Annotated in this window: 25 protein-coding genes; 14 read left to right on the plus strand and 11 right to left on the minus strand. The window is 68.6% G+C overall.

Features of this window, described 5'->3' with window-relative positions; translation table 11 throughout:
* Positions 1-30: 30 nt before the first annotated feature.
* The 5 genes from JWS13_RS24675 (at position 31) to JWS13_RS24695 (ending at position 5,064) form a co-directional block, all read left to right on the plus strand.
* Positions 31-792: a MerR family transcriptional regulator gene (locus JWS13_RS24675; protein WP_206008026.1), complete on the plus strand. Its 762-nt coding sequence runs from the start codon at positions 31-33 to the stop codon at positions 790-792.
* A 16-nt stretch (positions 793-808) separates the two neighbouring features.
* On the plus strand, positions 809-1,198 hold the full coding sequence (locus JWS13_RS24680) for a DUF5313 family protein (RefSeq protein ID WP_072943834.1): 390 nt from the start codon (positions 809-811) through the stop codon (positions 1,196-1,198).
* A gap of 169 nt (positions 1,199-1,367) precedes the next feature.
* Positions 1,368-2,990: an acyl-CoA carboxylase subunit beta gene (locus tag JWS13_RS24685; RefSeq protein ID WP_206008027.1), complete on the plus strand. Its 1,623-nt coding sequence runs from the start codon at positions 1,368-1,370 to the stop codon at positions 2,988-2,990.
* A complete protein-coding gene (locus JWS13_RS24690; protein WP_206008028.1) occupies positions 2,987-3,259 on the plus strand; it encodes an acyl-CoA carboxylase subunit epsilon in 273 nt (90 codons plus the stop codon). Before JWS13_RS24685 ends, JWS13_RS24690 begins: the two co-directional genes overlap by 4 nt.
* Positions 3,260-3,285: 26 nt before the next feature.
* On the plus strand, positions 3,286-5,064 hold the full coding sequence (locus JWS13_RS24695; protein WP_206008029.1) for an acetyl/propionyl/methylcrotonyl-CoA carboxylase subunit alpha: 1,779 nt from the start codon (positions 3,286-3,288) through the stop codon (positions 5,062-5,064).
* A 38-nt stretch (positions 5,065-5,102) separates the two neighbouring features.
* Here JWS13_RS24695 and JWS13_RS24700 read toward each other — a convergent pair whose 3' ends face one another.
* Positions 5,103-6,008 carry an IclR family transcriptional regulator gene (locus JWS13_RS24700; protein WP_206008030.1) on the minus strand — a complete coding sequence of 302 codons (906 nt, stop codon included), beginning with the start codon at positions 6,006-6,008 and terminating at the stop codon, positions 5,103-5,105.
* 115 nt (positions 6,009-6,123) lie between these two features.
* Between JWS13_RS24700 and JWS13_RS24705 the strand changes: the two genes are divergently transcribed.
* Together JWS13_RS24705 and JWS13_RS24710 are read left to right on the plus strand one after the other, a co-directional pair.
* On the plus strand, positions 6,124-7,047 hold the full coding sequence (locus JWS13_RS24705) for an oxygenase MpaB family protein (RefSeq protein WP_206008031.1): 924 nt from the start codon (positions 6,124-6,126) through the stop codon (positions 7,045-7,047).
* Between the two features lie 116 nt (positions 7,048-7,163).
* On the plus strand, positions 7,164-7,562 hold the full coding sequence (locus JWS13_RS24710) for a hypothetical protein (protein WP_206008032.1): 399 nt from the start codon (positions 7,164-7,166) through the stop codon (positions 7,560-7,562).
* A gap of 30 nt (positions 7,563-7,592) precedes the next feature.
* On the opposite strand, the gene JWS13_RS24715 is transcribed toward JWS13_RS24710, so the two are convergent.
* Positions 7,593-8,273 carry a TetR/AcrR family transcriptional regulator gene (locus JWS13_RS24715; RefSeq protein WP_087554993.1) on the minus strand — a complete coding sequence of 227 codons (681 nt, stop codon included), beginning with the start codon at positions 8,271-8,273 and terminating at the stop codon, positions 7,593-7,595.
* Between the two features lie 36 nt (positions 8,274-8,309).
* The gene (locus JWS13_RS24720; RefSeq protein ID WP_206008033.1) at positions 8,310-9,155 is read right to left on the minus strand and encodes an SDR family oxidoreductase; all 846 of its coding nucleotides are present in this window, start codon (positions 9,153-9,155) and stop codon (positions 8,310-8,312) included.
* A 41-nt stretch (positions 9,156-9,196) separates the two neighbouring features.
* Here JWS13_RS24720 and rraA point away from each other — a divergent pair, with 41 nt between their 5' ends.
* Complete coding sequence (rraA, locus tag JWS13_RS24725; protein WP_005563989.1) at positions 9,197-9,667, plus strand: ribonuclease E activity regulator RraA; 471 nt, start codon at positions 9,197-9,199, stop codon at positions 9,665-9,667.
* 23 nt (positions 9,668-9,690) lie between these two features.
* On the plus strand, positions 9,691-11,046 hold the full coding sequence (locus tag JWS13_RS24730) for a dipeptidase (RefSeq protein WP_206008034.1): 1,356 nt from the start codon (positions 9,691-9,693) through the stop codon (positions 11,044-11,046).
* Here the strand turns inward: JWS13_RS24730 and JWS13_RS24735 are convergent.
* Complete coding sequence (locus tag JWS13_RS24735; RefSeq protein ID WP_005263380.1) at positions 11,037-11,264, minus strand: RNA-binding S4 domain-containing protein; 228 nt, start codon at positions 11,262-11,264, stop codon at positions 11,037-11,039. The two genes, JWS13_RS24730 and JWS13_RS24735, sit on opposite strands and share 10 nt — an antisense overlap.
* Before the next feature lie 110 nt (positions 11,265-11,374).
* Here JWS13_RS24735 and lysX point away from each other — a divergent pair, with 110 nt between their 5' ends.
* From lysX to JWS13_RS24755, 4 genes are read left to right on the plus strand one after another with little or no spacing between them, the layout of a single operon-like run.
* The gene (gene lysX / locus JWS13_RS24740; RefSeq protein ID WP_206008035.1) at positions 11,375-14,716 is read left to right on the plus strand and encodes a bifunctional lysylphosphatidylglycerol synthetase/lysine--tRNA ligase LysX; all 3,342 of its coding nucleotides are present in this window, start codon (positions 11,375-11,377) and stop codon (positions 14,714-14,716) included.
* A complete protein-coding gene (locus tag JWS13_RS24745) occupies positions 14,713-15,393 on the plus strand; it encodes a DUF998 domain-containing protein (protein WP_206008036.1) in 681 nt (226 codons plus the stop codon). Before lysX ends, JWS13_RS24745 begins: the two co-directional genes overlap by 4 nt.
* Positions 15,394-15,407: 14 nt before the next feature.
* Positions 15,408-16,226: an alpha/beta fold hydrolase gene (locus tag JWS13_RS24750; RefSeq protein ID WP_206011714.1), complete on the plus strand. Its 819-nt coding sequence runs from the start codon at positions 15,408-15,410 to the stop codon at positions 16,224-16,226.
* Between the two features lie 5 nt (positions 16,227-16,231).
* Positions 16,232-16,831, plus strand: a complete 600-nt coding sequence (locus JWS13_RS24755) for a histidine phosphatase family protein (RefSeq protein WP_124392310.1) — start codon at positions 16,232-16,234, stop codon at positions 16,829-16,831.
* A gap of 16 nt (positions 16,832-16,847) precedes the next feature.
* Here the strand turns inward: JWS13_RS24755 and JWS13_RS24760 are convergent, their stop codons facing one another.
* The 5 genes from JWS13_RS24760 to JWS13_RS24780 form a co-directional block, all read right to left on the minus strand.
* Positions 16,848-18,074 (minus strand): DUF7159 family protein, encoded by a 1,227-nt coding sequence (locus tag JWS13_RS24760; RefSeq protein WP_206008037.1) that lies wholly within the window; start codon positions 18,072-18,074, stop codon positions 16,848-16,850.
* 71 nt (positions 18,075-18,145) lie between these two features.
* On the minus strand, positions 18,146-19,624 hold the full coding sequence (locus JWS13_RS24765; protein ID WP_206008038.1) for a DUF7159 family protein: 1,479 nt from the start codon (positions 19,622-19,624) through the stop codon (positions 18,146-18,148).
* Between the two features lie 231 nt (positions 19,625-19,855).
* Entirely contained in the window at positions 19,856-20,557 is a 702-nt protein-coding gene (locus JWS13_RS24770; protein ID WP_206008039.1) for a dienelactone hydrolase family protein, read from the minus strand.
* A gap of 11 nt (positions 20,558-20,568) precedes the next feature.
* Positions 20,569-20,862, minus strand: a complete 294-nt coding sequence (locus tag JWS13_RS24775) for a putative quinol monooxygenase (RefSeq protein WP_072942817.1) — start codon at positions 20,860-20,862, stop codon at positions 20,569-20,571.
* A gap of 61 nt (positions 20,863-20,923) precedes the next feature.
* Complete coding sequence (locus JWS13_RS24780; protein WP_206008040.1) at positions 20,924-21,421, minus strand: hypothetical protein; 498 nt, start codon at positions 21,419-21,421, stop codon at positions 20,924-20,926.
* A gap of 31 nt (positions 21,422-21,452) precedes the next feature.
* On the opposite strand from JWS13_RS24780, the gene JWS13_RS24785 reads away from it, so the two are divergent.
* Positions 21,453-22,361 (plus strand): SDR family NAD(P)-dependent oxidoreductase, encoded by a 909-nt coding sequence (locus JWS13_RS24785; protein WP_206008041.1) that lies wholly within the window; start codon positions 21,453-21,455, stop codon positions 22,359-22,361.
* A 9-nt stretch (positions 22,362-22,370) separates the two neighbouring features.
* Here the strand turns inward: JWS13_RS24785 and JWS13_RS24790 are convergent, their stop codons facing one another.
* Both JWS13_RS24790 and JWS13_RS24795 read right to left on the minus strand, forming a co-directional pair.
* On the minus strand, positions 22,371-23,210 hold the full coding sequence (locus tag JWS13_RS24790; protein ID WP_206008042.1) for an SDR family oxidoreductase: 840 nt from the start codon (positions 23,208-23,210) through the stop codon (positions 22,371-22,373).
* A gap of 1 nt (position 23,211) precedes the next feature.
* On the minus strand, positions 23,212-23,655 hold the full coding sequence (locus JWS13_RS24795) for an SRPBCC family protein (protein ID WP_206008043.1): 444 nt from the start codon (positions 23,653-23,655) through the stop codon (positions 23,212-23,214).
* Positions 23,656-23,725: the final 70 nt, after the last annotated feature.

Consider the following 23,725-nt stretch of genomic DNA (forward strand, 5'->3'; position numbering starts at 1 on the left):
CACGCGACGTAAGGCTGCACGGTAGGAGTCGTGAGCGAGAAACACACGGTCGGCGTGGTCGCCAGACTGGTCGGAGTGAGCGTGCGCACCCTGCACCACTACGACGAGATCGGTCTGGTGACCCCGTCCGACCGCACCCCCGGTGGGTACCGCAGCTATTCGGACGCCGACGTGGAACGTCTGCACCGCGTACTGACCTACCGCGAACTGGGATTCCCCCTCGAGGAGATCGCAGCCCTCCTCGACGACCCGGACGTCGATGCCCTCGCGCATCTTCGGCGACAGCACGCGTTGCTGAGCGAACGGATCGATCGCTTACACGAGATGGCTGCAGCCGTGGAGAAGATGATGGAGGCGAAAAGCATGGGCATTCAACTCACCCCCGAAGAGCAGAACGAAATCTTCGGCGACAACTGGCCCGGCGAGGAGTACGCGGCCGAGGCCGAGGAGCGGTGGGGCGACACCGACGCGTGGAAGCAGTCCCAGCAGCGCACCGCGAAGATGAGCAAGGACGACTGGAAACGCATCAAGGCCGAGGGCGACGCGGTCGAAGCCGCACTCGCACAGGCGATGACCGACGGCGTCGAACCCGGATCCGATCGGGCCAACGCACTCGCCGAGCAGCACCGCGCCGGCATCGAACGGTTCTACGACTGCGATCACGCGATGCAGGTGAACCTCGCCGAGATGTACCTCGCCGACGACCGCTTCCGCAGGCACTACGACGACGTCGCTCCGGGCCTGGCGCAGTACGTGCGGGACGTCATCGTCGCGAATGCGGAGAAGCAATAGCACTATCCTGAAACGCATGTCCGATTCGCAGCGTCCCAGTCCCAGTCAGTACGTCGGGTATCTGTTCGGTCGGACGCTGCCGGATTCGATGCAGGACTGGGTCCGCAACGACCTCGTCGGGCCGGGCGCCTCGGTGCGGTACGTGCTCCGTTTCATGCTTCCCGTCGCCGCGGTGCTGGCGTTGTTCCTCCTCATCCCCGGTCCGATCTGGATTCCGCTGGCGATGATGGCCCTGCTGCTGCTCCCGTTGCTCTACTTTGCGGTCGCTCTGATGAACATCTACCGTCGCCACCGTCTGCTCAGCCACGGCCTCGATCCGGACCTCGTCGGCGAGAAAGCGCAGCGCCGCGCGGACCGCACGCGCGAGGACTACGAACGCCGCCACGGCCGCACCGAGGACCGGTAACTGCAGGGTGACGCATCACACCGCCTCTCCGGGAGTGATGCAGCGCACGTGAACGATCGATAAGTAATGCGTTAAAGTGGCGAACGTCCGAGTGGGTACTCCCACGAACCGCGTACCCCACAGGGTGCAGCGCAGGTTCCGACAGCCTCGACGGGAAGAGCAGTCATAGATGACAGTCACAGATTCGGCGGTCACGCCCGATATTCACACGACGGCGGGAAAGCTCGCCGACCTGCGTAATCGTCAGGCCGAGGCGCAGCACCCGAGCGGTGAAGCCGCGGTCGAGAAGGTCCACGCCAAGGGCAAGCTCACCGCCCGCGAACGCATCACCGCCCTGCTGGACGACGGGTCGTTCGTCGAACTCGACGCCCTCGCCCGCCACCGCAGCGTGAACTTCGGCCTCGCCGACAACCGCCCCGTGGGCGATGGCGTCGTCACCGGCTACGGCACCGTCGACGGCCGCGACGTCTGCGTCTTCTCCCAGGACGCCACCGTCTTCGGCGGCTCCCTCGGCGAAATCTACGGCGAAAAAATCGTCAAGGTCATGGACCTCGCCCTCAAAACCGGGCGCCCCCTGATCGGCATCAACGAAGGCGCCGGCGCCCGCATCCAGGAAGGCGTCGTCTCCCTCGGCCTCTACGGCGAAATCTTCCACCGCAACGTCCAGGCCTCCGGCGTCATCCCCCAGATCTCGCTGATCATGGGCCCCGCCGCCGGCGGCCACGTCTACTCCCCCGCCCTCACCGACTTCGTCGTCATGGTCGACCAGACCTCCCAGATGTTCGTCACCGGCCCCGACGTCATCAAGACCGTCACCGGCGAAGACGTCACCATGGAAGACCTCGGTGGCGCGCACACCCACATGGTCAAGTCCGGCGTCGCCCACTACGTCGCCTCCGGCGAACAGGACGCCCTCGACTACGTCAAGGACCTGCTCTCCTACCTGCCGTCGAACAATCAGGCCGCCGCCCCCCGGATGCTGCCCACCGACCCGATCACCGGAGCACTCGAGGACTCCCTCACCGCCGAGGACCTCGAACTCGACACCCTGATCCCGGACTCGGCGAACCAGCCCTACGACATGCACGAGGTCATCCGCCGCATCCTCGACGACGACGAATTCCTCGAGGTCCAGGCCGAACGCGCCGGCAACATCGTCGTCGGCTTCGGCCGCGTCGACGGCCGCAGCGTGGGGATCGTCGCGAACCAGCCCACCGTCTTCGCCGGCTGCCTCGACATCGACGCCTCCGAAAAAGCCGCCCGCTTCGTACGCACCTGCGACGCGTTCAACGTCCCGATCATCACCCTCGTCGACGTCCCCGGCTTCCTGCCCGGCACCGACCAGGAATACAACGGCATCATCCGCCGCGGCGCGAAACTGCTCTACGCCTACGGTGAGGCCACCGTCGGCAAGATCACCGTCATCACCCGCAAGGCCTACGGCGGCGCCTACGACGTGATGGGCTCCAAGCACATGGGCGCCGACGTCAACCTGGCCTGGCCCACCGCCCAGATCGCCGTCATGGGTGCCTCCGGCGCCGTCGGCTTCGTCTACCGCAAACGCCTGCTCGAGGCCGCCAAGAACGGCGACGACGTCGACGCCCTGCGCCTGCAACTGCAGCAGGAATACGAGGACACCCTCGTCAACCCGTACGTCGCCGCCGAACGCGGCTACGTCGACGCCGTCATCCCCCCGTCCCACACCCGCGGACAGATCGTGGCCGCCCTGCGCCTGCTCGAACGCAAAATGGTCACCCTCCCGCCCAAGAAGCACGGGAACATTCCGCTGTGACCGCGGAGCTGGTTGTCGACGAGGTGCTCGACGAGATCGCGCTGGGCTCCGGCATCGCCGAAGCCCCGCCGGCGGCGCCGGCCGTGACGTTCTCGGGTAACCCGAGCGACACGGACATCGCCGCGGTGCTCGCAGTGTTCGCTGCGATCGCCTCGTCCGGTTCCGCGGCGGAAACGCCCGCGGCCGATGACGATTCGTGGGGCACCCCCGCCCTCATTCTGCGTCGGCAAGTAGCCGCCGCTGCCGTCCTGGTCAACGCAGGCTACTGAAACTGTAGAAAAGGGAAGACATTTCGATGAGTAGTGCACGTATTTCCAAGGTGCTCGTCGCGAACCGCGGTGAGATCGCAGTGCGGGTGATCCGGGCCGCCGCCGACGCCGGCCTGGCCAGCGTCGCCGTCTACGCCGAACCCGACGCCGACGCCCCGTTCGTGCGCCTGGCCGACGAAGCCTTCGCCCTCGGCGGACAGACCTCCGCCGAGTCCTACCTGGTGTTCGACAAAATCCTGGACGCCGCCGCCAAGTCCGGGGCCGACGCCATCCACCCCGGCTACGGCTTCCTCTCCGAGAACGCCGACTTCGCGCAGGCCGTGATCGACGCCGGCCTGATCTGGATCGGCCCGTCCCCGCAGTCGATCCGCGACCTCGGCGACAAGGTCACCGCCCGCCACATCGCCGAAAAGGCGAAGGCCCCGATGGCCGCCGGCACCAAGGACCCCGTCCGCAACGCCGACGAGGTCGTCGCCTTCGCCAAGGAATACGGCGTCCCCGTCGCCATCAAGGCCGCCTTCGGCGGCGGTGGCCGCGGCATGAAGGTCGCCCACACCATCGAGGAAATCCCCGAACTGTTCGACTCCGCCACCCGCGAGGCCGTCGCCGCGTTCGGCCGCGGCGAATGCTTCGTCGAACAGTATCTGGACAAGGCCCGGCACGTCGAAGCGCAGGTCATCGCCGACCAGCACGGCAACGTCATCGTCGCCGGCACCCGCGACTGCTCCCTGCAGCGCCGCTTCCAGAAACTCGTCGAGGAGGCCCCGGCCCCATTCCTCACCGACGACCAGCGCGCCCGGATCCACTCCTCCGCGAAGGCCATCTGCAAAGAGGCCGGCTACTACGGCGCCGGCACCGTCGAATACCTCGTCCAGGGCGACACCGTGTCCTTCCTCGAGGTCAACACCCGCCTGCAGGTCGAACACCCCGTCACCGAGGAAACCGCCGGCATCGACCTGGTTCTGCAGCAGTTCAAGATCGCCAACGGCGAGCACCTCGACCTCACCGAGGACCCCACCCCCCGCGGGCACGCCTTCGAGTTCCGCATCAACGGGGAGGACGCCGGCCGCGGCTTCCTGCCCGCCCCCGGACCGGTCACCAAGTTCGTGCCCCCCACCGGCCCCGGCGTGCGGATGGACTCCGGCGTCGAAACCGGGTCGGTGATCGGCGGCCAGTTCGACTCCATGCTCGCCAAGCTGATCGTCACCGGCGCCACCCGCGACGAGGCCCTCGCCCGGGCCCGCCGCGCCCTCGCCGAATTCCAGGTCGAAGGGTTGGCGACCGTCATCCCGTTCCACCGGGCCATCGTCTCCGACCCCGCCTTCATCGGCGACGGCACCGGCTTCGACGTCTACACCAAGTGGATCGAAACCGAATGGGACAACCAGGTCGAACCGTTCACCGGTGGCGCCCCGCTCGACGACGAGGACACTCTGCCCCGGCAGAACGTCGTCGTCGAGGTCGGCGGCCGCCGCGTCGAGGTGTCGCTGCCCGGCCAGTTCACCCTCGGCACCGGCGGCGCCCCCGCCGGCCCGGCCCGCAAGAAGCCCAAGGCCCGCACCCGCGGCGGCGCCGCCGGCGGCGCTGCGTCCGGTGACGCCGTCACCGCCCCCATGCAGGGCACCGTCGTCAAGGTCGCCGTCGAAGAAGGCCAGGAAGTCGCCGAGGGCGACCTCATCGCCGTCCTCGAGGCCATGAAGATGGAAAACCCGGTCAACGCCCACAAGGCCGGCACCGTCACCGGCCTGTCCGTCGAACCCGGCTCCGCCATCACCCAGGGCACCGTCCTGGCAGAACTCAAGTAGCTGTGAGTACTTGTTAACCGCGGGCGGTTAACAAGTACTCACGGGTGGCGGCCGTGCATGGCGGCCGTCACCCGGGCCGCGGCGTCGCGGACCAACTCACCGATTTCCGCCGTGCGTACCCCCGATATCGGCCGGGACGCATCGGCGACGCACAGCACGACCGCCGGTTCACCGTCGCGGTCGAACGCCGCCGCGTTGATCGACAGCGGCTGGTAGCTGCCCTCCGGGTCGATGTCACCGACCACCGCATCCGCCGACAGCAGTTTGCGCGCCTCTCGCAGCGCGACGGTCGAGCGGTGCCCACCCACTCCGCGACCACGGAGTTCCGACACTGCATCTGCCAGCGAATGCTGTTGCTGCTGCATGCATTCCATCGCGTATCCGCGCTCCCGGACGAGCGCGAGGGCCGGCTCGTACGTCGCGCGCAGCACGTCCACGTCGACACCCAGACTCTGCCCGCCGAGGGCGTACCACTCGTCGCGCTGCTCCTGCGGATACCAGGCCGCGATCCCCGAACCGATCGGCGGCACCAGCAGCACCTTGTCGCCGAGGCGCAACCCGAGGGTTCCCCGGCGCCCGCCGACCGGTTGCACCACCTCCGCGACCACCACGTCGCTTCCCGATTGCACGAACGCGATGGACGCCATGTCGGACGCGTCGGCCAGTTCGTGCATCACCGACCGCGCGAGGTCCACGACGTCCGTGGCCGTCTCCGCGGCCCGCCCGACCGGGATCAGTGCGGGACCCAGACGGTACGTCTTGCGGGTGGGGTGCCGGATGAGCCAGCCGGCCTCGGTCAGTGCGACGACCATCGGATAGCAGGTGGCCTTCGCGACGCCGAGGTGCCGGGCGATGTCTGCGAGGCTCCGGGGCGTCTCCGGTTCGTCGGCGAGGAGTTCCGTCAGCATCACGATGCGGTCGGTCTGCGGTGAATTTCGTGCCATGTGTTTGCATAATGCCACTCTGGCGTCGCACTGTGACGGGAGATACAGTCGAGTCATCTGAACGATCGCTAAATTGCCTGGCCATCTGTCACAGCCGCTGCAGGAAGTGAAACTCATGAAACGCTTCGACCTACGTCGCCGGACCGACCGCCTCGACCCCGAGACGCAGTACGAAGAGATCGCCCGGATTCTCGCAACGCAGGAGTTTCCCTGGGACATCAACCAGGCCCTCAGCTTCGCGCTGTTCCGGACGTACGCGGTGCCCACCATCGGCAGACTGCTGTTCGAGACCGGCGAATTCACCGAACGCGTCCAGAATCGCTACGACGACACCGGCCTGATCCTCGACGCGGTCCTCGAACACGGCCTCACCAGCGACCCCGGCCGCGCCGGCATCCGCCGGATGAACCAGATGCACGGCTCCTACGACATCTCCAACGACGACATGCGGTACGTGCTGTCGACGTTCGTGGTGATCCCGGCGCGCTGGATCGAAGACTTCGGCTGGCGGAAACTCACCCGCAACGAGATCGTCGGTTCCACCAACTACTACCGTGCGCTCGGCAAGTACATGGGCATCAAGGAGATTCCCGAGACCTTCGAGGCGTTCGAGAAGTTCCTGGACGACTACGAGCGGGAACACTTCCTCTTCGACCTCGGCGGCCGCGCCGTCGCCGACTCCACGCTCGACCTCCTCTGCACGTTCCCACCGAACAATCTCGCTCCCGCCGCCCTGATCAAGCGGTTCTCGTGGGCGCTCATGGACGATCCCCTTCTCGACGCGTTCGCCTACTGCAGGCCGTCCCGCCTCGTGCGGACACTGTCCCGGGGCGCGTTGAAGGCCCGCGCCCGCCTCGTCCGGTTCTATCCCGTGCGCACCGTGCCCAAGTTCGCCCGCGACCTCCCCAACATTCGCAGCTACCCGACCGGGTACGAAGTGGAGAAACTGGGCACCTTCCCCCGAACCTGCCCCGTGCAGCACACCAACGGTACGGTCGCGCCGGAAAACACCGCATCCCGAACAGCTTTGGACGCCTGACCGACGTAAAGCCGTGTGTTCGAACTATTCTCGGACACACGGCGAATGAGGGTGGGCAACTCCCCGTTCTGCCGTAACGTGGCTGCGCGTAGCGACCGTCGACAGGAAGGGATTGTGTGAACTTCACGCGAGGGACCCTGACCATTGCCGCACTGGCCGGAGCGGCCACACTTGCTCTGGCGCCCACGGCAACCGCCGCCACCACCTACCAGATCACCGTCATTCCGCCGATCGGCACCGTCCGCGCCAACAATCTGGTGACGCTCGGCGCGCTGGTCACTCCCACCCCAACTGGCACGGACGGATCCACCCCGGTCGAACTCGAGATCACCGAACCCGACGGCGACGTGAACACCCGCAGCATCCCGCTCACCCTCGGTGCCGGGACGGCCGCGATCCGGACGCACGAGGCCGGCCGCTACTCCGTCGTGTTCACGTTCGCCCCGCCGAACGGCACCCCCGCCGAGGCGACAGCGCAGTTCGACGTCGTCGCGTCATCGGGTCTGGGGAGCTGAAAACCGCACCCTGCCGGGGCGCATCGCCGGTCAGACGTCGGCGGTGCGCCTCTTCTTCGGCTTGACGGGAAGCTCGGTGGAGCCGACCGTCTTCATGGCGATCTCGACGTACTTGCGGGCCACGGCGTCCGGGGTCAGCTTGCCTTCGGCGTGGTACCAGCGCGGAATCGACTGGCACATGCCGAGAAGCGCCCGGGTGGTCTCCGCGGCGTCCGCCACGTCGAACAGTTCCCGCTTCTTGCCTTCCTTGACGATCTCGAGGACCAGTTCCTCCACGCCCTTGCGGACGGTGCGGTACCGCTGCCGGTTGTCCGGGCTCAGGTAACGCACCTCGCTCTCGAGCGCCGCCAGGCGGGACCGCATGGTCATCCGCAGCACGATCGCCTCGATCACGTTGGCGAGCCGCTGCACCGGATCGTCGCCGCCGTCGGCGCTCGCGGCGTGGGCCCGCTCGAGGACGTCGCTGGTGGAGAGTTCGAGAAGCGCGAGGAGAACGGCCTCCTTGTTCTCGTGGTGGTAGTACAGAGCAGGTACCGTGACACCGACTCGGCGGGCGATGTCGCGCACCGACGTGCCGTGGAAGCCGTGTTCGTAGAATGCGTCGAGGGAGGCGCTGAGGATCGGCGTCAACTTCGTGGGTTCGAGGCGGCGCCAGTCTGCCGCGTTGCCGACCTCGATGGGCGGCGTCGCACCCTTGGATGAGCTGACCATCAAAGACCTATCTACCGCTCGCTATGCCAGGACGGGTCAAGTGTAGCTGTAAAGGTAGTCGGCGAAGGTCTGCGGCGGGCGCCCGGTGAGCGCCTCGACGTCGCCCGTCACCACCGCCAACTCGCCGGCCGCGATCGCTGCGTACGAGGTCACCCACCCTGCGACCTCGAAGTCCGGGGCCCCGTAGTGGGCCCGGGACGCGTACGCCTCGTCCAGGGTCTCGTTCTCGAAACGCACCGAACGTCCGGTCACCCTCGTGATCGTCTCCGCGGCCTCGGTGAGGGTGAACGCGTCGGGTCCGGTCAGCCGGTAGGTGACGCTGTCGTGGTCGCCGTTACCGGTGGTGAGCACGGCCGTCACCGCATCCGCGACGTCGTCGGGCGCCACCGCGCTCACCCGGCCGTCCCCGGCGGGTCCCCGGATGACGCCCTGATCGTCGGCCATCAGCGGAATCATCGACTGATACCAGCCGTCCTGCAGGAACGTGAACTTCAGGCCGCTCTCCCGGATGTGCTGCTCCGTGAAGTAGTGGTCGCGGCCGAACGTGAACGTGCACTCGGGCGCCGCACCCAGAAACGACAGGTAGACGATCCGCTCCACCCCGGCGGCACGGGCCGCGTCCACAGCGGTGCGGTGCTCCTCGCGCCGGGTCGCGCTCTCGTGACCCGAGACGAGGAACAGCAACCGGACGCCGTCCAGCGCGGCCGTCATCGCCGGACCGTCGGCGTACGTGGCCACGGCGAACGCGGAGTCGAAATGCTCGGCCAGCGGCTCGAGCCGCTGCGCGTTCCGCCCGATCAGCCGCACACCCGCGCCGCCGCCGAGCCTCTCGAGCACCTTGCCGCCGACGGACCCGGTGGCTCCAGTCACTGCAATGGTCATGGCTCGCATTCTCCCAGCGCCGGACCTCTATCCTGGCGCGTATGACTGAACCCGTGGCAACCGCTGACCTGGCAGACGAGATCGGACCCGACATCCGGAGCTGCGACACGCAGTTCATCCAGTTCGGCGGCCGTGAAGTGTTCTCCGGCCCCATCACCACCATCAAGTGCTTCCAGGACAACCTGCTGGTCAAGCAGACCCTCGGCGAGCCCGGCAACGGCGGCGTCCTCGTGGTCGACGGCGACGCCAGCATCCACACCGCACTGGTCGGCGACATCATCGCCGGTCGCGGCGTCGACAACGGCTGGGCCGGCGTGATCGTCAACGGTGCGGTCCGCGACTCGGCGATCCTGAAGACCCTGGACATCGGCGTCAAGGCACTCGGCACCAACCCCCGCAAGAGCACCCAGACCGGCTCCGGTGAGAAGAACGTCCCGATCGAGATCGGCGGCGTGACGTTCAACCCCGGCGAGACCGTCTACAGCGATCAGGACGGCGTCGTCGTCCGCTGAGTCTGAATTTCGAGGAGGCGTTGATGTCCGACGAAATCCGTTCCAAGGTGGCCGCGCTGATGCCCACGGCGCGTGACGAACTCGCCGAACTGGTAGCCATGCGGTCGGTGGCCGATCCGCGGCAGTTCCCACCGGAGGAGTGCGTTCGCGCCGCCGAATGGGTCAAGGACGCGTTCGTCGGAGCCGGAATCGGACACGTCGAACTGATCGAGACGTCCGACGGTTCACACGCCGTCGTCGGACATCAACCCGCGCCGGACGGCGCCCCGACGGTGCTGCTGTACTGCCACTACGACGTTCAACCGCCCGGCGACGAGAAACTCTGGCACACCGACCCGTTCACCCTCACCGAGCGGGACGGGCGCTGGTACGGGCGCGGCGCGGCCGACTGCAAGGGCAACATCGTGATGCACCTGCTGGCGCTGCGCGCACTCGGCACCCCGTTCCCCGTCGGCATCCGAATCGTCGCCGAAGGGTCCGAGGAAATGGGCACCGGCGGGCTCGAGAACCTCGTCGAGGCCAGGCCCGAACTGTTCGACGCCGCCATGATCCTCGTCGTCGACACCGGGAACGCCGCCGTCGGCAGACCCACCGTCACCACCACACTGCGCGGCATCGCGAACGTGGTCGTGCACGTCGAGACCTTGGCCGGGGAGGTCCATTCGGGCATGTACGGCGGTCCGGCCCCCGACGCGCTCGCCGCGCTCGTCCAGATGCTCGCCACGCTGCGTGACACGGACGGCAACACCGTCGTCGACGGCCTCGAATCGGACCAGACGTGGTCGGGCGTCGACTACCCCGAGGCCCAGTTCCGCACGGACGCCGGGGTGCTCGACGGTGTCGGTCTCGCCGGTTCCGGGTCCGTCGCCGACGCCGTGTGGGCCCGGCCGGCCCTGACGATCCTCGGCATCGACTGCCCGCCCGTGGTCGGCTCCGCCGCCGCCATCGCGCCGCGCGCCTCGGCCCGCCTCAACCTGCGGGTACCGCCCGGCATGGACCCGCAGAGGGCGCAGGACGCGCTCGCCGCGCACCTCCAGAACGCCGCACCGTGGAATGCGCGGGTGACGGTGGAACACGAAGCGGTGGGCTCCCCGTTCCGCGCGACCACGGACGGTCCCGGGTACGTCGCCCTCGGCGCAGCGATGGAGGAGGCGTTCGGGAAAGACCTCGGAACCGCCGGGCAGGGCGGCTCCATCCCGCTGTGCAACGTCTTCTCGGCCATGATCCCGGCGGCGGAGATCGCCCTGATCGGGGTGGAGGAACCGCGCTGCCTCATCCACGCCCCCAACGAGAGTGTGGATCCCAGCGAAATCGAGAACCTCGCCGTCGCCGAGGCACTGTTCCTGCAGCGGTTCGCGACCGCGGGCCGTCAGGACTGAGAACTCACCCGAGCCGTCATCCCACCGATCTCCACGACGTCCCCGTCCCGCAACTGACGGCCCCGCCGCACCTCGACCTCACCGTTCACCGACACGAGTCCGTCGGCGATCACTTCCTTCGCCTCGGCCCCCGACTCGATGAGGTTGGCGAGCTTCAGGAATTGGCCGAGACGGATGGATTCGTCGCGGATCGGCACGGCGTCGTGAATGTCGGACATGCCTCTATCTTCCCTCTTCGCCCAAATCGCGGCCCGACGGCTCACACTGAACACTGGAACATCTGTCTCCCGTGATCGGTACGTATCTCTTGCCGGGAAGGAAACGCTCGATGTCAGCTAGCACCGAGACCCACCACGCGTCCGAGGCCGACCTCACCGCACCACGGCCCCGGCCCGCACTCGGCTCGAAGAACGGGCGCCTGCACCAGGTTCCCCACATCGCGGGACTGATCCTGGGCGTCTTCTCGGTGCTCGTGTTCCTGTGGAGCATCTCGCCGGTACTGCGCTACTACGTGCACGTGCCGCGGGAGTACATCGACACCTACTACTTCGACGCGCCCGACACCAGCCTGTCGTGGGCGTTGGTGGTCGCGCTGCTCGCGGCGGCGCTGGCGAGCCGCAAGCGCATCGCGTGGTGGCTGCTGACGATCTACCTGACTCTCATCCTGATCACCAACGTGATCGTGAGCATCACCGACCGGAACGTGAACGCCATGGTCGCCGCCGTGGTCCAGGTGGTGCTGATCGGCATCCTGATCGCGGCCCGGCCCGAGTTCTACACCCGGGTCCGGCGCGGCGCCGGCTGGAAAGCGCTGGGCGTGCTCATCGTCGGTCTCGCCATCGGCACCCTCGTCGGGTGGGCGCTCGTCGAACTGTTCCCCGGCACCCTGCCGCAGGGCGAGCGTTTCCTGTGGGCGCTCAACCGCGTGACCGCGCTCGCCGCCGCCGACAACGAACAATTCAGCGGTCGACCACACGGATTCGTCAACACCCTCCTCGGCCTGTTCGGCGCGATCGCCCTGCTGGCCGCCGTCATCACGCTGTTCCGCGCCCAGCGCTCCCACAACGCGCTCACCGGTAACGACGAATCGGCGTTGCGCGGACTGCTGTTGCAGTACGGCGCCGACGACTCCCTCGGCTACTTCGCCACCCGCCGCGACAAGGCCGTCGTGTTCGCGCCCAGCGGGAAAGCGGCCATCACCTACCGCGTCGAACTGGGCGTGTGCCTGGCCAGCGGCGATCCGATCGGCGACCCGGAGGCGTGGCCGCACGCGATCGAGGCGTGGCAGGCGCTCGCGTCCCAATACGGTTGGGCCACCGCCGTGATGGGTGCCAGCGAAACCGGGGCCACCGCCTACAACAAGGCCGGTCTCACCGTCCTCCAACTCGGCGACGAAGCGATCCTCCGCACCCGCGAGTTCAACCTCAGCGGACGCGACATGCGGCAGGTCCGCCAGGCCGTCACCCGCGTCCGCCGCCAGGGCATCACCGTCCGGATCCGCAGGCACCGCGACGTTCCCGCCGAAGAGATGGCCGAGGCCATCCGGCTCGCGGACTCGTGGCGGGACACCGAGACCGAGCGCGGCTTCTCGATGGCTCTCGGCCGGCTCGGCGACCGCCTCGACGGCGACTGCCTGCTGGTGGAGGCCATCGCCGAGGACGGCGAGATCGACGGCATCCTGTCGCTGGTTCCGTGGGGACCCACGGGCGTCTCCCTCGACCTGATGCGCCGCAGGCCGACCTCCCCCAACGGGGTGGTCGAGCTGATGGTGTCCGAACTGGCCACCACCTCCGACCAATTCGGCATCACCAAGGTGTCGCTGAACTTCGCGGTGTTCCGTTCGGTCTTCGAGGAGGGCTCCCGCATCGGGGCCGGACCGATCCTGCGGATCTGGCGCTCGATCCTCGTGTTCTTCTCCCGCTGGTGGCAGCTCGAGGCGCTCTACCGGTCCAACGTGAAGTACCAGCCGGAGTGGGTGCCGCGGTTCCTCTGCTTCGAGGACAACCGGGAACTGCTGCGCGTCGGATTCGCGTCGGCCGTCGCGGAAGGATTCGTGACCCTGCCCCGGTTCGGACGTTCCGGCACCCACGACGCCATCGCGCACACCGGCCACCACGCCGCGGTCCCCGCCGCGCTCGTCGCCGCCGAGGGACTGCACTCCGACGGCAGCGCACCCGGCGAGGGCCTGGCACCGGCGGCGACCGGACCGAAACGTCCCGAGCAGGTTCGCGTCCGGCTCGACAAGTTGGCCGGCCTCGCGGAACAGGGCATCGACCCCTACCCGGTCGCGTATCCGCCCTCCCACACCGTGACCGAGGCCGTGGAGTCGCCGGAGGGAACGACGGTCCGCATCGCCGGCCGCCTGCTCCGGATCCGCGACTACGGCGGCGTGGTGTTCGCGGTGGTCCGGGACTGGTCCGGCGACATCCAGATCCTCGTCGACGAGGCCCGGGTGGGTACCGACCGAATCCGGGCGTTCGCCGCCGAATTCGACCTCGGTGACCTCGTCGAGGTCGCCGGCGTCATCGGATACAGCCGTCGCGGTGCGCTGTCGCTGCTCGCGAACGAGTGGCGCATGACCGGCAAGTGCCTGCACCCCCTGCCCGACAAGTGGAAGGGCCTGTCCGACCCGGAGACCCGGGTGCGGCAGCGGTACGTCGACCTCGCCATCAACTCCGACGCCCGCCGCCTGCTCGAGGCCCGCAGCGCCGTCGTGAAGTCGCTGCGAGATTCGCTCGGCGGACGCGGTTTCCTCGAGGTGGAGACCCCGATCCTGCAGCAGGTGCACGGCGGCGCGAACGCGGCCCCGTTCCTCACCCATATCAACGCGTACAACCTGGACCTGTATCTGCGGATCGCGCCGGAGCTGTATCTCAAGCGGCTGTGCGTCGCCGGCATGGAGAAGGTGTTCGAGATCGGCCGCGTCTTCCGCAACGAGGGCGTCGATTTCAAGCACAACCCCGAATTCACGATCCTCGAGGCGTACGAGGCGCACAGCGACTACGAGAAGATGATGGTCCTGTGCCGGGAGCTCATCCAGACCGCGGCGGTCGCGGCGTACGGGCGCGAGATCATCATGCGGCCCGGCCCCGACGGCACGCTGGTGGAGGTCGACATCTCCGGCGAATGGCCCGTCAAGACGATGCACCAGGCGGTCGCCGAGAAACTCGGCGTCGACGTCTCCCCCGAGACGCCGCTCGCGGAACTGCAACGGCTCTGCGACGAGCACGAGATCCCGTACCAGTCGGCGTGGGACGCGGGCGCCGTGGCACAGGAGATGTACGAGCACCTGGTGGAGGACTACACCGAGTTCCCCACGTTCTACACCAACTTCCCCACGTCGATGTCGCCGCTGACGCGTCCGCACCCCACTATTCCGGGGGTCGCGGCCAAATGGGACCTCGTCGCGTGGGGCGTCGAACTCGGCACCGCCTACAGCGAACTCACCGACCCGGTCGATCAGCGGAACCGGCTCACCGAGCAGTCGATGCTCGCGGCAGGCGGCGACGAGGAGGCGATGGAACTCGACGAGGATTTCCTGCAGGCCCTCGAGCACGCCATGCCACCGACGGGTGGGCTCGGCATGGGCGTCGACCGGGTGGTCATGCTCATCACCGGCGGCAGTATCCGCGAAACCCTCGCCTTCCCCCTGGCCAAGCCGAGGCAATGACCGCCCGTGGCCGGGTGGCCGTCGCGGCTCTGCTGATCCTCGGCGCCGTCGGCTACGCGTCGTGGCTGCTCGAATTCGTCCTCGACACCGGCATCGACCCGCTGCGGGGGTTCGCGAGCGAACTCGCCGCCGCGGACCAGCCGTACGGATTCGTGTTCCGCACCAGCGACCTGGTGACCGGATGCATCGTCGCCGTGGCCGGGGTACTCGGACTGTCGCGGTACTCGCAGGGCTGGGTGACGGCGGTCGGGTGGATCGGGCTGATCGTGTTCGCTGTCGCGACCATCGCCGATTCGCGCCTGCCGATGAGTTGTGCGGCCACCACCGACGCCATGTGCGCCGCGCGTGAGTCCGCCGGGCACCTGCCCCTGACCCACGATTTGCACGCCGTGACCAGCGCGTCCGCGTCGACGGGCGCCGTCGTGTCGAGCCTCGCGTTCCTGTTGGCCGCGTTCCGGTACGGCTGGCCGGCCTGGCTGAAAGTGACCGGCGTGGCCGTGGCGATCGTGTTCATCGGGGGCACGGTGTGGACGCTGACGGCCGCCGGACTACGCGGCGAACAGGACGCGTGGCTCGGGCTCGGCCAGCGCGTTCAACTGCTCGCGTTCTGCGGGTGGCTGATCTTCGTGGCACTCAGCGTGATTCACGTCACCCCGGAAAAGGATGGTTCCACGTGAAACGTCCTGGGGAAATGGTCGTCGGTGTGCACGTGGTGGTCGACGGCGACGGACCACCCGTCGTCCTCTACGGCGGCCTCGGCGGGAACTGGTTCGACTGGGACGACGTGGTGGAACAGCTGTCCGGGACCTGCCTCGTCGTGCGGATCGATCGTCCCGGGTACGGACTCAGTCCCCCGTCCGGCGATCGACCGTCCGCTCGCGGCGAGGCCGACCGAATCGCCGACGTCCTCGACGCGCTACGGGTGACCACCCCGGCCGTGCTCGTGGGCCACTCGCTCGGCGGCATCTACGTCGAAGCGTTCGCGCGGCTGTACCCCGAGCGAACCGGCGGCGTGATTCTGCTGGACGCCACCGTCACCACCCGTCCGCACCGCGTGATCCCGACCCGGTGGCGCGTCACGGCGGGCCGGCGAGTGGCCCGGGCGGCCAGCGCGGCCGGACTGCAGAAACTTCTCGGCCCCACGGTCCGCCGGATCCTGAACCATTCGACCCCGCCCGACGGGCTCGCCCCGGACACCCGCCGGTGGGTCGAGCGGATCTACCGCGAGCCCGCCTACCTCGAATCGTCGATCGTCGAGAACGCGTCGTACCCGGCGCTGGCCCAGGAACTGGCCGCGCTGCGCGACACCACGACGATCACGGCGCCCATCGTCGTGGCCGCCGCCCACACCGGCCGCCCGACGCCCTGGGGGTCGGCGTGGATCCGCACGCAGAAGCAGTTCGCACACTTCCTGGGTGCCAGGTTCCGCGTCGTGCGCCCCGCGCACCACCACGCGATGATCGATCAGCCCGGCCAGATCGCGGCGCTGGTGCGGCAGCTGGCAAGCTGAGGTGCGTGCAACTGCTATTGATCCGCCACGCGCTGCCCGAGCTCGTCACCACGTCCGGCGTGCGCGCGGACCCCGCACTGACCGAGGAAGGTCACGCCCAGGCCAAGCGGCTGCCCGCCGCGCTGGCCCCGTACCGCATCGCCCGGATCGTGAGCAGCCCGCAACGACGCGCACTCGAGACCGCGGCGCCGGTCGCCGAGGCGCTCAACCTTCCCGTCACCGAATACGTCGGTCTCGCGGAATACGACTACGATCTCGACCACTACATCCCGTTCCACGAGGCGGAGGCACGGGCGCCGGAGGCCTACGCCCGCATCCGGGCAGGCGAGTTCCCGAAGTCCGTCGACGCCGACGCATTCCGCACCAGGGTGTTCGACTCCCTCGGCCGCATCGTCGACGAGTCCGGCCACGAGGACACCGTCGCGGTGTTCGCCCACGGCGGCGTCATCAACGTGTTCCTGCAGGAGCTTCTCGGCCTCGACCGGCCCCTCGTGTTCCCGATCGAGTACGTGTCCGTGACGCGGGTGCTCGTCTCCCGCAGCGGTGAGCGGCGGGTGGCGTCGGTCAACGAGACCGGCCACGTCCGGGACATGCTGCGCCGGTAAAACCCGCTCCGAACCGCTAGAGGCCCGGAATCCGGGGCAGCGGAGGCAACGGCGGGGGCGGCGGGAGGGTCGGCAGCTGAATCTGCGGTAGACCGGGAATGAGGGGCTGCGGGGCGGGGGCCGGTGCGGGCGCGGGATCCGGCACGCTCGCCTCCTCCTGGGCCGGCTCCGGAATCGACACCGCGGCCGGCGGCGGCGCCACCGGTGACGGCGTCGGCGACGGAGCCGCCTCCTCGGCGCTCGGCTGCGTGGCGGCTGGTCGTGCCTCGCCCTCGGCGCCCCGCACCTGGTTGCCGAAGCCGAGACCGAGACCGATCACCGCGACGACCGCCAGCGCACCACCGACCAGCGCACCGGCCCGGATCACCGGCTTCGCGAACTTCTCGGCGGCCGGTGGTGCCACGGCCCGGCCCGAGTGTTCCTGCGCGAGCACCGCGGCACCCTCCGCCGCGACCAGTTCGGGTTGTGCGGGCACGATCACCGGAAGCGCGAGCCACGACTCCATCAGCGACGCCACCAGCGGGATGTGCGCACCGCCCCCGATCAGCACCACCGCGTCCGGTCGGCGCCCGGACGAGTCGATCACCTCACGCGCCAGGCGCGCCGACGCCTCCACCGGGCGGACGATGAGCGAATCGAGATTGTCCTGCGAGAGCAGCAGCAGACCGCCGTCGCCGGGCACGCACACCGCGGTGTTGGTGGACAGTTCCTCCTTGGCCCGCCGGCAGCGCTCGGTGAGCGCCCACTCCGCGGCCTCGTCGACCGGGCGGGCAATGCGTTCCTGCTCGAGCTGGTGGTCGCGGATCAAGCGGTCGATGCCGTCGCCGCTGATCTCGTCGGACCGTGCCGCCCCGAGCGCCTCCCCGGTGAGCCGGTCGACGACCGTGATCGTGAGGCCGGAACTACCCAGGTCGTAGAACACGAGCGTCGAATGGTCGCCGAGCTGTCCCGACGCCTCGAGCTGCCGGAGCACCGCCGTCACCTCCGGGACCAGCCGGCAGTCGCCCATTGCGGCCTGCACCGCAGCGGCCTGCGCCTGGTCCCGATACGCGACACCGATCGCCTGCACCTCGTCGGCTGCGGGGCACTCGGCCATCAGCGTTTCGATGGAGTCCGCGACCAGCTGTTCCGGGTGGGCATGGGCCGAATCCACGGGAAATGACCGGAACACGGCACCCTCGTCGTCCGGGTACGCCACGCGCACCGCGCTGGCACCGACCGATACACCGAGAGCTGAAACCATATGGAGACTATAACGGTTTGGTCACGACAAGCGTGTCGGGGCCTCGCGACGCCGACCTTCGTTATATCGGCTCAGAGCCCGGGAATCCGCGGCAATTCCGGCATCGGAAGTGGTGCGGGCGGCGGAATCGTCGGCATCTGGAACTGCGGCAGACCCGGGATCAGCGGAGCGGGTTCCGGCGTGGTCGGCGGAACCGACGTGTCGGTCGGCGCGACGCTCTGCGTTTCGGGGACGACCGGCACCTGCGTCGGACTCTGTGCCCGTGTCTGCGGCTGGTACGTGCTGCGCACCTCGGTCTGCGGCGGGATCACCGGCTGCTCGTCGACGTCCGACGGAGCCGCCTCCACGGGCGGGGGCACTTCCGCGGTCGTGGTGGGCTGCGACGGCGCTGCCTCTTGCGCGGCGGGCGCTTCCGTCGTCGCCTGCGTGGCGGCCGGCTGCGCCTCCTCCTCCGAACCCTGCAGAAGGTCGGTGCCGAAGCCGAGTCCGAGACCGACCGCGGCGACCACGGCCACGACACCGCCCGCGAGGACGAGGCCCCGACGCTTCCGGGCCGGTGCGATCACCTCGTCCGAGTAGGAGTCCGAGTCCGACGAGTGCCACAAGGCCTGCGTCTCGGGCGCCAGCTCAGGTTCCGGTTCCAGCCCCGGTGCGTGCTGGAGCTCCGGCTGGGGCAGGGGTGCCACGAACTCGTCGAATGTCGGTAGCGCCAGCAGGGCCGCACCCTCCGCCGCCACCAATTCGGGCTGCGCGGGGACGATCACGGGAAGGTCGAGCCAGGACTCGATCACCGACGCGACCATGGGAATGTGCGCGCCGCCGCCGATCAGCACCGCGGCGTCGGGGGCGCGTCCCGAGCGGCGGATGACCTCGCGGGTGAGGCGCGCCGACGTCTCGACGGGACCCACGATGAGCGAATCGAAGGTGTCCTGCGACAGGAGCAGCAGACCGCCCTCGCCCGGCATGCACACCGCTCCGTTACTGGACAGCTGCTCTTTCGCGTCGCGGCACCGCGCGGCGAGCGCGAAGGCGGCCGCAGCGTCGGCGGGGTGCGCGAAGCGGTTCAGTTCGAGTTGGTTGTCGCAGATCAGCCGGTCGACGAGGTCGCCGCTGATCTGATCCGAGCGGGCACGGCTCAGCACCATGCCGGAGTCGCGGTCGAGGACGGTGACCGTGAGACCCGAACTGCCGAGGTCGTAGAACACGAGCGTCGAGTGGTCGCCGAGTTCCCCGGACATCTCCAGCATCTGCAGCGCGGCGGTGACTTCGGGGACCAGTTGGAAGTTGGCGATCTGCAGCCGCGCCATCGCGGCCTGCATGGCACCGGCCTGCGCGTCGTCCTGGTACGCGACGCCGATGGCCTCCACCTCGTCGGTCTCGTCCCGTTCGGCGAGCACCGTCCCGATGGATTCGGCGGCCAGTTCCGCCGGCAATTCGAGTGTTGCGGACACCGACCGTGATTGGAAGGTCGGGGTTTCGAGGCTCACGGCGTCGTGGCACGCGAAGCGCACCGCGCTGGCGCCGACGGATACACCGAGAACTGAAGTCATGCCGCCGACTATAACGGTTCGATTACGGGTCTCGCGCATGAAGGAGACCGGACGCCACGTCAGACGGGTTTTCGACGTACTCCTGTGACGCACATCGTATTAACGGCGAGCCGTCGACGTCGAAACCTGCGGAAATGCGGCACAAGAAACTTGGCGAACGCAACACGCCGTGGCCTGTCTGGCACGTGGACGAATACCGCGTTTCCGTACACCCGAGGGGATCCGGCCGCGTCAGTCGGTTCCGGCGGCGCGTGTGCCGTCGACGTGGGTGCCGAACCACTGCAGCGTTCGCGCCCATCCGTCCCGGGCGGCCGCCTCGTTGTACACGGCGGGCCGGTCGTCGCAGTGGAAGCCGTGCTCGGCCTCGGGGTAGCGGACGATCTCGGTGTCCACCGAAGCGTGTGCGAGCGTGGTGCGCAGTTCCTCGACCTCCTCGGCCGGGATCCCCGTGTCGCGGTCACCGAACAGGCCCAGCCACGGCGTCCGGAGACGGCCGGCGGCGTCGAGTTGCGTCGGATACCCGAACCGCGCCTTCGCGATGCCGCCGCCGTAGAAACTCGCCGCCGCGCCCAGGTCGAGGCGGGTCGCCGTGTGGAACGCGACGGTCCCGCCCATGCAGAATCCGACGATCGCCGTGTTCCGGGGTTCGATCGAGGCCGCCGACAGAGCCGCAACGGCCCCGTCGACGTCCTCGTCGATGTGCTCCGCCGTGAGCTCACCGATCAGCGACATCGCCGACTTCATGTCGTCGTAGGCCAGCACCGGATCCCCGTTCCGGTGGAACAGGTGCGGGGCGACGGCGTGATACCCGGCCGAGGCGAAACGACGGCAGACGTCGACGATGTGGTCGGTGACGCCGAACGCCTCCTGGATGACGACGACGCCGCCGCGGGCCGGACCTTCGGGGGCGATGACGGTGAGTGGTGTGGTCACGAACTACGACTCTAGGAAACCGGCTTCAGCGGGTGGATCCCCGGTGCCCCGGCGAGGTGCTCACCGAACTTCCCGAGCGCGGCCTGGAAGTGCGGCGACTGCATGTGCGCGTCGAGCGCCTCCTGGCCGGTCCACACCTCCACGGTGACGAAGGTTCCCGCGACCGCGGCTGATTCGAAGACCTCGTACGAGATGCAGCCCTCTTCCTTGCGGCTCTCCGCGGCCAGCGCGGACAGTCCGCCACCGACAATGTCCTCGGAGCCGGGCTTGGCAGGAATGGTCGCTACGACATGCAGATCGGACATCGACTCCCTTTCGTGAACGCCACCTCGTGTGGCCCGTCTCACGTAAGCACAGTTGGGTCGGCTAGGAAACCCGAAGTCGCGTCAAATAATCGGCGACCTTCGGTTCGTCCCAGCCGTGCGCCTCGCGGAGGCCGTCCGCAATGGTCGCGAGATAGGCGGGCGCCGGCGCGTTCCTGGCGACGACGTCGCCGCGGGCCCGGGTGGTGAACGTGCACATGGGGACGCCGTTGCGGGATCCGAGTGTGACCAGGCGGTCGTAGCACGCGGGTTCCTGCGCGTGAATGTCCTCGAACTGTTCGCGCGTCACCAAAAATGCGCGGGCCGCGACGGTGCCGGGCGCGTCGGGGTCGTAGAACGCGCGGCCGCCGCCCCAGATCCGCGACTCTCCCGCGAAGAACACCGTGCCGGGTAGCACCACCGGCATCGACGCGCGTGGAGCGCGCGCATCTCGGGCGCCCGCGTGCACGAGGTTGCCCCCGGCCGGGCGACCACCACTCAGGTAGCAGGTCAGACGCGTCGCAGCCATGTTCGATCCATAGCTGACGTACCAGATCAGCACACAAACGACCGTACTCGGACAAGATGGTCACATGAGTCTTCTCGGCGAAGTCAGGGGCTGGCGCAGCGGTGCACGGAAGCATCACCGGCTGCGGGATCTCGACGGCACTCTCGTCGTCGTCACCGGCGGCGGCAGCGGGATCGGGCGCGAGACCGCGCTGGCGTTCGCGTCCGAGGGTGCCGTGGTGGTGGTCGCCGATCGCGATCTCGAATCCGCGCAGCAGACCTCCGATCTCATCAACTCCGCCCAGATGAAGGGCGGCGGCGCCGTCGCCATCTTCGGTGGCGGCTCCCACGCCTATCAGGTGGACGTCGCGGTGGAGGACGAGGTGCGGCGCTTCGCGGACAAGGTGCAGGCCGAGCACGGAACCCCCGACGTCGTGATCAACAACGCCGGAATCGGATATTCGGGCACGTTCACGCAGACCCCGCAGAAGGACTTCGAGCGGGTGATGGACGTGAATTTCTGGGGAGTCGTCTACGGTTCCCGCGCGTTCGCCGAGCAGATGATCGAACGCGGCACCGGCGGGCACATCGTGAACCTGTCGTCCGCCGCGGCGTTCACGCCGCAGAAGCGACTCACCGCGTACGCGACGAGCAAGGCCGCGGTGTTCATGTTGTCGGACTGTCTCCGAGCGGAATTGGTGAATCACGGCATCGGCGTCAGCGCTATCTGCCCCGGACTCGTCCACACCAACATCATCCAGGCCACCGACTTCGCCGGCGCCACCCCCGAGGAGCAGGCGAAGATGCGGGACCGGACCGACAAGCTCTACCGCAAACGCGGTTTCACCCCGGACCGGGTGGCGACCCAGATCGTGAAGGCCGTCAAGTCCAACAAGGCCGTCGTACCCGTCACGCCCGAAGCCAAGTTCGGGCGCGCGATGAGCCGCCTCACCCCGGGCAGCATGCGGCTCGGCGCCCGCCTCGACCTCGGCTGACCCGAGAGGTCAGGCCGTGGGCGCCTGCACCCGGCCGGTGTAGGCGTCCATGCTGCGGTAGACACCGAGCCGGTCGGCCAGACGGTCCCAGACACGCACCGGCAGGACGGCTTTCGCGACCCTCGACAGGTACAGCGACCGCGGCAGCATCAGCAGCGGTTTGCCCTGCTGCATCGCCCGCCACGACCGGGCGGTGACGTCTTCCGGACTGAGGATCGGGGCGAACAGCGGGTTCTTCACGCCGTCGAACATGCCGGTGGAGATGTAGCTCGGGCACACCGTGGTGACCTTGACGTGCCCGTGGCCGGCCTGGACCAGTTCGAGTCGCAGCGAATCACTCCACCCCAGGACGGCCCACTTCGACGCCGCGTACACGGCCATTCTCGGCGTCGCCACGGTCCCAGCCGCCGAGGCGATGTTCACGATGCGGCACTCCCGGAGTGGGTCCTCGATCATGGCGGGCAGGAACTCGTTGGCGACGTACATCGGCGCGAGCGTGTTGACGTCCATCACGAATTTCGTGTCGGACTCGTGGTCGTGATCCCAGAAGTACTTGCCGCGCACCACACCGGCGTTGTTGACGAGCACGTCGGGACGGCCGAACGCACGCCGCACCTCGGCGGCCGCCGTGCGGACGGATTCGAGGTCGGCGACGTCGACGACCTGCGCGCGGACGGTGCACCCGGATTCGCGCAATTCCTGTGCGGTGCGCTCGAGCGCGGCGGCGTCGATGTCCCACAACACGACCGCGGCGGCGTGGTCGGCGGCCGCGAGCCGGGCGAAAAGCCGTCCCATTCCCATTGCCGCCCCGGTGATCAGGACCGTCCTGCCCGATGCCGAGAATCCCACGTCATGCTCTCCTTCGGTCGAGTCCGGCCGGGTCGGCGGGCTCGTAGTAGAGGGTTTCGATCCGGTCCTTCAACGCGACCTGCGCGCGTCGCAGCGCCTGCCACACCACCGGTGCGGCGACCCCGCCGAGCAGTTGTCCGGCCGGCCTGCCGGGTGAGTGGTAGCGGAAGTCGACGGTGAGTTCCGTTTCGTCCGCGTTGAGGGCGGCGAAGGTCCAGACCGACCCGTGCACGCCGTGATCGGCCTCGACGACGAGACGGCGACCCGGATCCGACGCGGTGATCCGGCCGCGGCACGGCAGCGTCACCGGGCCGAGCACGGTCTCCGCGTCGGCGAGGTACTCGAACGCCATCGGCGGCGGGACGACGATCACCGTGGTGCTGCGCAACCCGATCATCGAACGCCCGGGCCTGCGGGGGCCGGACAGGCAGAGCTGAATGGACAAGGCGGTGTTCCCAACGTGTCGGCGTCCGAGCTGCAGAGTGTGTGGTACATCGATGTACCGCATACTGGTG

It is taken from the genome of Rhodococcus pseudokoreensis (genome assembly GCF_017068395.1).
Lineage (GTDB): Bacteria > Actinomycetota > Actinomycetes > Mycobacteriales > Mycobacteriaceae > Rhodococcus_F > Rhodococcus_F pseudokoreensis.

Excerpts from the sequence above, each read along its gene's own strand:
- JWS13_RS24720 (WP_206008033.1), bottom strand. The coding sequence starts at position 9,155 with ATGACCATTGCAGTGACTGGAGCCACCGGGTCCGTCGGCGGCAAGGTG.
- JWS13_RS24760 (WP_206008037.1), bottom strand. The coding sequence starts at position 18,074 with ATGGTTTCAGCTCTCGGTGTATCGGTCGGTGCCAGCGCGGTGCGCGTG.
- lysX (WP_206008035.1), top strand. The coding sequence starts at position 11,375 with ATGTCAGCTAGCACCGAGACCCACCACGCGTCCGAGGCCGACCTCACC.
- JWS13_RS24695 (WP_206008029.1), top strand. The coding sequence starts at position 3,286 with ATGAGTAGTGCACGTATTTCCAAGGTGCTCGTCGCGAACCGCGGTGAG.
- JWS13_RS24750 (WP_206011714.1), top strand. The coding sequence starts at position 15,408 with ATGGTCGTCGGTGTGCACGTGGTGGTCGACGGCGACGGACCACCCGTC.
- JWS13_RS24700 (WP_206008030.1), bottom strand. The coding sequence starts at position 6,008 with ATGGCACGAAATTCACCGCAGACCGACCGCATCGTGATGCTGACGGAA.
- JWS13_RS24745 (WP_206008036.1), top strand. The coding sequence starts at position 14,713 with ATGACCGCCCGTGGCCGGGTGGCCGTCGCGGCTCTGCTGATCCTCGGC.
- JWS13_RS24680 (WP_072943834.1), top strand. The coding sequence starts at position 809 with ATGTCCGATTCGCAGCGTCCCAGTCCCAGTCAGTACGTCGGGTATCTG.
- JWS13_RS24785 (WP_206008041.1), top strand. The coding sequence starts at position 21,453 with ATGAGTCTTCTCGGCGAAGTCAGGGGCTGGCGCAGCGGTGCACGGAAG.
- JWS13_RS24705 (WP_206008031.1), top strand. The coding sequence starts at position 6,124 with ATGAAACGCTTCGACCTACGTCGCCGGACCGACCGCCTCGACCCCGAG.
- JWS13_RS24765 (WP_206008038.1), bottom strand. The coding sequence starts at position 19,624 with ATGACTTCAGTTCTCGGTGTATCCGTCGGCGCCAGCGCGGTGCGCTTC.
- rraA (WP_005563989.1), top strand. The coding sequence starts at position 9,197 with ATGACTGAACCCGTGGCAACCGCTGACCTGGCAGACGAGATCGGACCC.
- JWS13_RS24685 (WP_206008027.1), top strand. The coding sequence starts at position 1,368 with ATGACAGTCACAGATTCGGCGGTCACGCCCGATATTCACACGACGGCG.
- JWS13_RS24715 (WP_087554993.1), bottom strand. The coding sequence starts at position 8,273 with ATGGTCAGCTCATCCAAGGGTGCGACGCCGCCCATCGAGGTCGGCAAC.
- JWS13_RS24735 (WP_005263380.1), bottom strand. The coding sequence starts at position 11,264 with ATGTCCGACATTCACGACGCCGTGCCGATCCGCGACGAATCCATCCGT.
- JWS13_RS24775 (WP_072942817.1), bottom strand. The coding sequence starts at position 20,862 with ATGTCCGATCTGCATGTCGTAGCGACCATTCCTGCCAAGCCCGGCTCC.
- JWS13_RS24730 (WP_206008034.1), top strand. The coding sequence starts at position 9,691 with ATGTCCGACGAAATCCGTTCCAAGGTGGCCGCGCTGATGCCCACGGCG.